At 67.4% G+C, this 8,256-nt stretch carries 7 protein-coding genes; all 7 read left to right on the plus strand.

The window, feature by feature from the left end:
• Positions 1-816 (plus strand): glycosyltransferase family 2 protein (locus ACIPIA_RS06290; protein ID WP_400507724.1); only part of this gene is annotated, 816 nt, incomplete at its 5' end.
• Positions 813-1,646, plus strand: coding sequence for a class I SAM-dependent methyltransferase (locus ACIPIA_RS06295; RefSeq protein ID WP_400507726.1), 834 nt, complete (start codon positions 813-815; stop codon positions 1,644-1,646). The genes ACIPIA_RS06290 and ACIPIA_RS06295, both read left to right, overlap by 4 nt.
• Complete coding sequence (locus tag ACIPIA_RS06300; protein ID WP_400507728.1) at positions 1,643-2,890, plus strand: glycosyltransferase family 4 protein; 1,248 nt, start codon at positions 1,643-1,645, stop codon at positions 2,888-2,890. Before ACIPIA_RS06295 ends, ACIPIA_RS06300 begins: the two co-directional genes overlap by 4 nt.
• A complete protein-coding gene (locus tag ACIPIA_RS06305; RefSeq protein ID WP_400507730.1) occupies positions 2,887-3,639 on the plus strand; it encodes a hypothetical protein in 753 nt (250 codons plus the stop codon). The genes ACIPIA_RS06300 and ACIPIA_RS06305 overlap by 4 nt, the downstream gene beginning before the upstream one ends.
• A 3-nt stretch (positions 3,640-3,642) precedes the next feature.
• On the plus strand, positions 3,643-5,829 hold the full coding sequence (locus ACIPIA_RS06310; protein ID WP_400507732.1) for a glycosyltransferase family 2 protein: 2,187 nt from the start codon (positions 3,643-3,645) through the stop codon (positions 5,827-5,829).
• 59 nt (positions 5,830-5,888) lie between these two features.
• Positions 5,889-7,136, plus strand: a complete 1,248-nt coding sequence (locus ACIPIA_RS06315; RefSeq protein WP_400507733.1) for a glycosyltransferase family 4 protein — start codon at positions 5,889-5,891, stop codon at positions 7,134-7,136.
• 32 nt (positions 7,137-7,168) lie between these two features.
• Positions 7,169-8,256, plus strand: a 1,088-nt coding sequence (locus ACIPIA_RS06320) for a polysaccharide pyruvyl transferase family protein (protein WP_400507735.1), incomplete at its 3' end; no start/stop codon positions are given.

Below are 8,256 nucleotides of genomic sequence, written 5' to 3' on the forward strand. Positions count from 1 at the left end.
GATCGCTGGTTCGCGGAGAATGCCGAGCTCATCTACGTGCTCGATTCGCCCGAGCATGAGGCGGAGGTCGCGCATCTCCTCGGCGGGCTCCACCTCGCCTATGGGCTGCCGATGCAGCTCGTGGCCATGCGGCGCAATGGCGGCTTCTCCGCAGCCTGCAATGCCGGAGCGCGGCAGGCGCGCGCCGATGCGCTCGCCCTCGTCAACTCCGATGTGATTCCGGTTGGCGACGGCTGGCTGTCGGCGCTGGTCGCCAGGCTCGACCGGCGCGGGCGGGTCGGCGCCGTCGGCCCCAAGCTGCTTTATGACGATGGCTCGCTCCAGCATGCCGGCCTGTTCTTCAAGCGTGACAGCAAGGGCACCTGGCTCAATCACCATTTCTTCAAGGGCATGCCAGGCAACTACGCGCCGGCCAATGTCGAGCGGCCCGTGCCCGGCGTCACCGGCGCCTGCATCGTTATGGCGCGCGCCCTGTTCGACGAACTCGGCGGCTTCGACGAAAGCTACGTGATCGGCGACTACGAGGACAGCGATCTCTGCCTCAAGATCCGCCGGGCCGGCTTCGGCATTCTCTATGCCCCGGATGTCGCGCTCTACCATCTTGAGCGGCAGTCGATCACGCACAGCGTCGATTACACGCGCGGCGCCGCTTCCCAGCACAATGCCTGGCTGCAGACGCAGCGCTGGGACACCCAGATCGACGCGCTGATGCAGGCCTTCGAAACATCGGCGCCGGAGCCGGCGCTGCAAGCGCCCGTCCCGAGCGAACCCGACCTTGTTCCCCGCTTCGGCTTCAGGAGAGCGACCGCGGCATGACGGCAATCATCGCCCTGAAACAAGATACGCCCGAAACGGCGCCCGCGATCGGCCAGCCCGGCCCGGACTTCGACTGGCTGCTGGCCTCGCTTCTGACCAACCGCTTCATGCCCCATCCGCCGCCGGATTCGATCTTCGTCGGCGATGGCGACTACCGCGCGATCGGCGCCGAATTTCTCGGCCATTTCGTCAGGATCGGCCGCTTGAGTCCGCATGAACGTGTCTTCGACATCGGCTGCGGCATCGGCCGCATGGCGGTGCCGCTGACCCAGTATCTCGATCCCGAACGGGGCAGCTATGATGGTGTGGATCCAGTCATGGACGGCATCCTCTGGTGCGCCCAGACGATCACCCCGGCGTATCCGCGCTTTCGCTTCCAGCGTCTCGACATCGCTCATCCGCTCTACAATCCGCAGGGCTCGCTGCCGGGCGTCGAGGTCCGGTTCGGCTTCGCCAACGGCAGTTTCGATTTCGTGACGATGATCTCGGTCGCCACGCATCTGCCGCCCGATGAACTCGTCGTCTACCTGCAGGAGGCCTCGCGTCTCCTCGCCCCGGGCGGGCGGCTGTTCCTCACCGCTTTCGCCATAGACGGCGCAGCCACCGGCCAGGAACGCCTCTCGTTCAAGCGCTGGCAGGATGGGCCGGGCTGGTATGCCATCGACGAAGCACCGCTCGCCGCCGCCGGCATCGAGACGGGGTTCCTGCTCGAGCAGGCCGCCCGGACCGGGCTCGTCGTCGAGAGCCTTCGGCCGGGTCATTGGCGCGGGATCAATGCGGCGCACTATCAGGATGTGCTGATCGCGACCAAGCCGGAGCGGAGCCGATGAGCCGCCGCATCCTCGTCGTCGCGCACAACCACCCCGAGCTGCATCCAGGCGGGACGGAAATCTTCGCGCACGACCTTGCCGGCGCCTATCGCGCCGAGGGCTGCGAGGTGCTCTTCCTCGGTGCGACCAATGCGATCCATCGCGAGCCGCACCCCGGCACCGCGCTGCAATCGGTGGGTGAGGACGCGCTGCTGTGGAGCGCCCATTACGACCGCTTCCACATGAGCCAGATCGACCACTACGGCACGCTGCAGGATCTCGGCGCGCTGCTCGGCGAATTCCGGCCGGACGTTATCCACGTGCACCATCTCGTGCTGATCGGCGCGGAATTCCTGACGCTGGCGCGCCGGCTGCTGCCCCAGGCATCGATCGTGATGACGCTGCATGACTACTATCCGATCTGCCACCATGACGGGCTGATGGTGCGGCCCGGCGACCGGCAGCGCTGCACCGGCTCCTCGCCGGCCGCTTGCCACGGCTGCTTCCCAGAGATCGGCTCCGACCGCTTCCTGCTGCGCGAGCGCTTCATCAAGACACACCTGGCGGCGGTGGACCGCTTCATTGCGCCCAGCCGCTTCCTTCGGCAGCGTTATGTGGACTGGGGGCTGCCGGCGGACAGGGTCGAGGTCATCGCCAATGCGCGCCCGGCGCAGAACCCGGCGCCACATCGCAGCACCCAGGGCCGGCGGGCCAGCTTCGGCTATTTCGGCAATCTCAATCCCTGGAAGGGTGTTCTGCCGCTGCTGCAGGCGGCGCAATTGCTCCGCGCAGCCGGGGACCGGGAATTCTCGCTGCGCATACACGGCGGCGCGCCGTTCCAGGGCGAGGCCTTCACAAGCGCTCTCGACGCCGCTCTCGCCGGCGCGGAAGGCATTGTCACCCATTGCGGGCCTTATCGCCGCGACGAGGTGCCGGCGCTGATGGCCGAGGTCGACTGGGTCGTGATGCCCTCAATCTGGTGGGAAAACGCGCCCCTGGTCATCCAGGAAGCATTCCAGCACCGCCGGCCGCTGATCGTCAGCAATATCGGCGGCATGGCCGAGATGGTCCGCGACGACCTCGACGGTCTCCATGTCCGGCCCGGCGACCCCGCCGCCCTCGCCCGCGCGATGCGCCGGGCAATGGACGAGTACGGCCTCTGGCAGCGCCTCGTCGACGGCATCCCAGCGCAACCCTCGCTCGCCGAATGCGCCGGCCGTCACCTCACCCTCTTCGATAGCCTCAAGCTTGCGGAGGCCGCATGACGACAGCCCAGCAACAGGACAACGAAGTCCGCCTGCCCAACATCAATCCGGCGAAGTTGAACGGGCGCATCGACGCCCTCGACGGCAGCCGCCTGCATGGCTGGATCTGGGACGAGGCCCGTCCCGACGAAGCCGTCACCGTGAAGCTCTTCTGCGACGGCAAGCTCGCCACCGAGATCACGGCGGACCAGAGCCGTGTCGACCTGCGCCGCAACGGCATTGGCGATGGCAGGCACGCCTTCTCCATGGATCTAGACGACACCCTGATCGCGGCCCGCAGCCGCCTTACGGTCGTCGGCGTTTCGCCCGCCACCGGCATGGAACTGGAATTGCGCCTGCCGGCGGCGAACGAGCTCGCAGCCGAGGCTGCGATCGCCGTTCCGCTCGCCCGCTTCTTCGACAAGGTCGAGATCCTGATCGCGCTCAACCGGCGCGGCCAACTCGCCCAGAAGGAGCTGAACGAAAAGCTCGACCGCATCGCGGCGCGGCTCGAGGAGAACCATGCCCTCGCGGAGGCCACCAAGGCGGAGACCGAAAGCCAGAGCGAGATCGTCCGCCGGCTCGGCGAGCTCGACGTCTTCCAGCTGCGCTTCGACGGCACCCTGCGCGCCTTCGACGAGCGTCTTGCTGCCATCCGCAAGGAGGCTCGCGCCCCGCTCCGGCAGGTCACGATCATCCTCGGCTTCCTGTCGACGCTTGCCGCGGTGATGTCCTTCGTCACGCTCGCCGTGACCCTCTGGGGAGGCTGATCGATGAGTGAGGTCATCGTCCCAGAGAAGACGGCACTCGCTCCCGCCCCGACGGTCGCCTGGACGCCGCTCGGCGAGAATGCCATCCTCGTCCGCAGCGTCTGCGACGCGATACCGGCCAAGGTGCCGGTCGCAGTCGACGGCAATCCGCGCAACCGCGCGCAGACGATGGTCCTGAGCTGGCGCCGCGCTGCGGCCGACCCCTCGGCAGCCACGGGCTTCCTCTGCCTGGCCCCCGCACCGACCGTCGACGCAAGCGGCACCGGCGCTCTCCTGATCGGCCGCCCCGGCCGTCCGCTTCGCCTGCTGCTGGCGCCGAAGCCGCAACCGTTGCAGGCCTTCCTCTCCGAGCTCGCCGACGATGCCGGGCAGGCCTTCCCGAGCGTCGTCGACGGCTTGCTCGAAGTTCTGCTGACCGGCGCGCCCAACCCGCGCAGGCTGCGCGCGGTCGCGATGCTGCTCCAGACCGTCGCCCGCCCCGGCGGCTTCGTCGAGGTGATGGGCTCGCTCGAGGGCGACGGCATCTTCCTGCAGGGCTGGACCTCGCATTTCCCCGCCGGGCGGACCAAGCTGCTGATCGCCCATGGCGGCCTCTCGCCCGCCAACCTCGAAGCCGGGACCTTCGAGCGCGACGATCTCGGCGACGGCGCCCGCGGCTTTTTCGGGCTGCTCGAGGATTCCCAGGCTCGCCAGCCCGGCGAGATCGAGCGGCTGTATTTCCGCAGCAATGACGGCTGGCGCGCGCTCGAAGTCTATGAGCGCTACGTCCTGCTGGATCCGATCACCGTGCCCGGCCATCTTCGCGACGGGCTACAGCGCGGTACGGCCCCGCAGGCCACCACCGACAAGCTTCGCCGTGCCTCCCAGCGCTTCGACGGCCGCGACACCGTCTGCCTGCTCGAGGAGCCGGTCCGCGCCGGCATCGACGCCGTCACGGTCATCGAGAACACCGGCGTGCTGATCATCGGCTGGCTCTTCGACCCCGAGCGCCGGGTCGGCGGGGTCACGCTGCGCAGCGGCACCCAGTCCTGCGCGGTTGATCGCCTCTGGACCCGCGTGCAACGGCCGGATGTCACCGCCGCGTTCATGGAAGACCCGCGCTTCGGCCCGGCGCTGGCCTCCCGGCGCAACAGCCACGGCTTCATCGTCTTCGCGCCGAAGCTCGCGCCGGAACCCGGCCAGCCCCTCCACCTTGCCTTCGAGGTCCAGGGCACCGGCCCCGCCTTCCTGCCGCTCGAACCCAATCGCGGCCAGGCGCGGCGCGCGCTGGAGCGCACGCTGGGCCTCCTCGATCCTCGCTCCTCCACGGCGAACGCCGTGGTCGAACGGCAGATCGCCCCGGCCCTGCAGGCCGCCGAGATCGCACCGCCGCGAGCCGTCGAAAACCTCGATGTCGGCCCGTTCGATCCGGAAGCACCGCTCGGCCTCGTCATCGGCCTCGACCACCGCAACCGCGAATTGTCGGCGCTCTTCGCGCTGATGGCGATGGACCCCGAGGTCCGGCCTTTGCCGATCGTCCTGGCGGCGCCATCCGAGAGCTTCGACCGCGTGGGCGCCGAGGCCCGGCGGCTCGCCCGCTTCTATGGTCTCTCGGTCCGCCTCGTTGCGGTCGAGGGCGTCGAGGACGCCTGCGATGCGCTGGAGGCCGGCGTGCGCGCCTGTCGCTTCCAGACGGTCGCCCTTCTCTCCGGCGCTGCGCAGATCCGCATGCCCGGCTGGCTCGGGCGGCTGGAGCGGGCCTACCGAGCACGCGGCGGCCAATGCGTGGCCAGCCCCACGCTGCTCTTCGAGGATGACTCGATCCGCTGGGCCGGCGCCTGGCTGGAGGGCGAAGGGCCGAGCCGCCGCATCGCCAACCGATTCGTCGGCTACCCCCTGGAGGCGGTGGGTAATCTCGGCCCGATGGAGGTCGCGGCCGGCGCCAGCGAATGCTGCGTGCTCTCGCGCGCTGCCTTCATTGAGGTCGGCGGCTTCGCCCGCAACTACTTCACCACGGCGGAGAAGGGCCTCGACCTCTGCCTCAAGCTCAGGATGGCGGGCTCACCCTCGCTCTGGGTGCCGGATGTCGAGGTCTACGCCGTCGACGACGCCGAGGCCGCATCGCCCCATCTCGGCGCACTGGCCCAGCTCGCGGACCGGACCAGCTTCGACCGGCGCTGGGCGCTCGCCATCTCCAACATGAAAGGCTGAGGATGCGGGTTCTCGTAATATCGCATGGCCACCCTTCTCTGTCTCTGGGTGGAGCGGAGATGGCCTCCTACAACCTCCACAAGGGATTGCAGGCCGGCAGCGGCGTCGATTCCCACTTTCTCGCCCGCGTCGGCGCGCCGACGCCGCGCCATGCCGGCACCGCCCTGATGAGCCTGCGGCAGCGCGGCGGCGAGCTTCTCTATTATGCCGAGGACTACGACCACTTCCTGATCTCCAACCGGGCGACCGAGGAGATCGAGCGCGACTTCGTCCGCGTCCTGCATGATCTCAAGCCGGACGTGGTGCATTTCCATCATTTCATCGGGCTCGGGCTCGAATGCCTGTTCGCGGTGCGTGATGCGCTGCCGGACGCGTTGATCGTGGTGACCTTCCACGAGTATCTCTCGATCTGCCACCATCACGGCCAGATGGTGAAGACCGGCGCCTTCAAACTCTGCTACCGGTCGTCGCCGACCGACTGCAACGCCTGCTTCCCCGACATATCGCCGGCACGCTTCCTCGCCCGCGAAACGTTCATCAAGGGGATGCTCGGCCTCGCGGACCATTTCGTCTCGCCGAGCCAGTTCCTCGCCGACCGCTTCATCGACTGGGGGCTGGCCGCGGAGCGCTTTTCGGTGATCGAGAACGGCATCGACGTCGCCGCTCCGGCTCCGCCCCGCACACTGCCGGAGGGCAAGGCACGGCGCTCGCGCTTCGCCTATTTCGGCCAGCTCACGCCCTACAAGGGTGCCGATGTCCTGATCGATGCCGTGACGCGCATTCCCGAAGCCGTGTGGGGCGATGATTCGATCCTGCTGGTGTATGGCGGCAACCTCGAGCGCCAGCCGCAGGCCTATCAGGACAAGTTCGCCAAGCTCGTCGAGAACGCCGGGCGCCGGGTGCGCTTCTGTGGAGCCTTCCAGAACCGCGAGATGCCGAACCTGATGCGTTCGGTCGACTGGATGGTGATGCCGTCGGTCTGGTGGGAGAACTCACCGATCGTGATCCAGGAGGCCTTCTTCCACGGCCGGCCGATCCTGGCGAGCAATCTCGGCGGGATGGCCGAGAAGATCACCGACGAGGTCGACGGTCTGCATTTCCGCTCCGGCAGCCCGGAGGATCTCGTCGACTGCATGACGCGGGCCCTGACCGAGCCCGGTCTCTGGGAACGCCTGCGCGGTGGCATCAAGCGGCCGTTGAGTCATGTCGAGTGCGCGCAGACGCATCTCGATCTCTATCGCCGCCTCCTGGCCGGCCGCCAGCAGCCCGCGCCCGCGCGGCAGGACCCCGCGGCGATGATCGCCTGAAACCATAACGAGATAACAGGGGAGACCCGAACATGGCCCGAATCCTCGTCATCAGCCCGTCCGGGGAGGTTTACGACCACGACAATGTGCGCTGGTATCGCTATGCCGACCTGCAAAGCCACATCGACCACTATCACAATATCGGCGACGCCTTCGTCTTCGATTCCTCGCTGAAGCTGCTCAATTTCGAGAAGCTCGACGAATTGCCGATCGCCCATGTCGACCCGGCGAAGATCGACCGACTCAACGCCGAATACGACTACGTCTTCCTGCGCGGCTCGAACTACGTCCACGCCCAGATGAACTGGTCGAAGGCCGCCGAGGTGCTGCGCCGGCTGAAGCTGCCGGTGATCGCCTTCGGGATCGGCGCGCAGGCACCGGTCAGCGGCAAGCTCGAACTCAGCGAGGACACCAAGACCGTCCTGAAGCTGATCTCCGACTCCACCGCCTCGCTCGGCGTCCGCGGCACGTACTCGGCCGAGGTGCTGAACGATCTCGGCATCAAGAATGTCCGCATCATCGGCTGCCCGACGGCGTTCCGGAACAACAATCCCGACCTCGCCATCCGACTGCCCCCGCTGGAGCAGGTCAAGACGGCCGGCGTCACGCTGCGCCGCGAGGTCTCCAAGACCTATGCGCAGGACATCAAGCGCTACCTCACCTTCCACCGCTCGCTGGTGAAGGCGATGGCCGATCGCTTCGAGGTCACGCTGATGTCGCAGGGCGAAGTCGAGGAGAAGAAGCTCGCGCTCGGCACGCCAGAGCAGAAGGCGCAGGCCATGGCTGCGCTGAAGGAGAACGAATGGGCGAACAACTGGTATCTCGATGAGCAGGTCTCGGCCCTCTACCAGAGCCGCATGTTTTATTCCGACGTGGTCGCGGAATATGAGCGGCTGGTGCGCAAGCTCGATCTCGTCCTCGGCTATCGGCTGCACGGCAACCTGATGGCGCTCGCCAACGGCACGCCGTCGATCTACTTCACCTATGACAGCCGCACCGTCGAATTCGCGGACACATTCAAGATCCCCAGCGTCGACGTCTTCGGCGGCCAGGATTTCAAGCTTGAAGAATACTGGGATCAGTCCCGATTCGACCGCTTCAACGCGGCCTATCGCCAAAC

Source organism: Allobosea sp. CER48 (assembly GCF_044752385.1).
GTDB lineage: Bacteria > Pseudomonadota > Alphaproteobacteria > Rhizobiales > Beijerinckiaceae > Allobosea.

Excerpts from the sequence above, each read along its gene's own strand:
- ACIPIA_RS06300 (WP_400507728.1), top strand. The coding sequence starts at position 1,643 with ATGAGCCGCCGCATCCTCGTCGTCGCGCACAACCACCCCGAGCTGCAT.
- ACIPIA_RS06295 (WP_400507726.1), top strand. The coding sequence starts at position 813 with ATGACGGCAATCATCGCCCTGAAACAAGATACGCCCGAAACGGCGCCC.
- ACIPIA_RS06315 (WP_400507733.1), top strand. The coding sequence starts at position 5,889 with ATGGCCTCCTACAACCTCCACAAGGGATTGCAGGCCGGCAGCGGCGTC.
- ACIPIA_RS06310 (WP_400507732.1), top strand. The coding sequence starts at position 3,643 with ATGAGTGAGGTCATCGTCCCAGAGAAGACGGCACTCGCTCCCGCCCCG.
- ACIPIA_RS06305 (WP_400507730.1), top strand. The coding sequence starts at position 2,887 with ATGACGACAGCCCAGCAACAGGACAACGAAGTCCGCCTGCCCAACATC.